Here is a 1589-nt window from a genome sequence, read left to right as displayed (position 1 = left end):
CCGAGACCAGCCCAGTTCCCGAGACCAGCCCAGTTCCCGAGACCAGCCCAGTTCCCGAGACCAGCCCAGTTCCCGAGACCAGCCCAGTTCCCGAAGCCGGTCCAGTTCCCGAGACCAGCACCGACCCGGATGCCAGCCTCGCTACGTCGGAACCCACCACCGCTCCGGAAGCTAGCGTCGACCTCGAAACTAGCGCCGCTAGAACATCTAGCACTGACACCGAACCTAGCGCTGAGCCCGAAACTGACGCTGAGCCCGAAACTAGCGCCGCTCCGTCAGCGAGCACTGCTAGCGGAACTAGCGGCGCTCGCGAACCTAGCGCTGTTCTTGAGGCCGGCCACGAGATCGGCCTAAGCACGGAGGCCGAGGCGGTACAGATCGAGGACGCCGACCACGAGGCGGTACAGGTCGAGGATGCCGACCACGAGGCCGACACGGATGCCTCCGACTTCCCCGAGGCCGAGACCGCATCCAAGGCCGAAACCGAGACTGGGACCGCGTCCGGGACCGGGACTGAGACCGGCGTTGGGACTGCGCTGGAGACCGAGCCCGACAACGATCAGGTGTCGGCCTCCGATCTTGTGGGCGCATCCCAGTTCGTGCCGGAGCCCTCTCTTGGCAGCGCCGAGGACATCACGCCGACAGATCCGGTTGAGTCGGCAGATCAGGTTGACCGGCCTTCGACAGTCATGCCGGTTCTTGGGTCGTTGTCCGTTCCTGACGCCGCATCGACGGCAGACCACGAACCAGCTTGGGACACCACCACGTCGGGCGAGGTAGCACCGCGGGACGAGGCCGAAGCGATCACCGCAGCCGCATCCATCACGGATACCACCGCCGTCGCGGACGCCACGCCCAGTGTGGATGCCACGCCCAGTGGGGATGCCACGGTCGGTGGGGGTGCCACAGTCGGTGCGGGAACTGCCCCTGCCACGGACACCGGCCTCGTTACAGACACCGCACTTACTGAGGACGCCGACCTCGCCGCGGATGTCTCGCTGCTGGGGGACGTCGACCGAAGTGCCGGAGCTGAGCCGGTCGAGGACAACGCGCTGGCTGCTGAGGTCGAAGGGAAGCAACAGGATCAGGACGGCGCGCTAGCCGCTGCGGTTGAGAATGACGAGGCCCAGGACAGCGCACCGGGCACTGCGATCGAAGAGAACGACGAGGCCGAGGCCGACGTGCTGGCCGGTGAGGCCGTAAAGAAGGACGAGGAAAGCGTTCTGGCCTCTGATGTCGGCAAGGAGCACGACACCGAGGTCGGCGCGCTGGTCATCGAACTTGATCTGGTTGAGGGCGTCGGAACGGCCGCTGAGATCGGGGCGGACGGAAGTACTGCGCCGGTTGCTGAGGGCGAGTTGACCAAGGCAGACGCAGACGAGCTGGCCGATATTGGTGCGCCTGACCTGAAGGTTGAAGCAACTGAGGTGACCGTGCCGGATCTCGAGGCCGAGCCGGCCGAGAGCGCCACCTCGGAGATCGAGGCCGAGCCGATCGAGAGCGCCACCCCGGACCTCGACGCTGAGCCGGCCAAGAGCGCCACCCCGGACCTCGACGCTGAGCCGGCCAAGAGCGCCACCCCGGACCTC

The 1589-nt window shown here is 66.7% G+C and carries 1 pseudogene; it reads left to right on the top strand.

The window, feature by feature from the left end:
• Positions 1 to 1589: pseudogene (locus Aco03nite_RS04015) on the top strand (hypothetical protein); the annotation flags it as partial.

This window comes from Actinoplanes couchii, assembly GCF_016862075.1.
Classification (GTDB): Bacteria; Actinomycetota; Actinomycetes; order Mycobacteriales; family Micromonosporaceae; genus Actinoplanes; species Actinoplanes couchii.
This window is presented reverse-complemented; position numbering and strand designations above follow the sequence as displayed.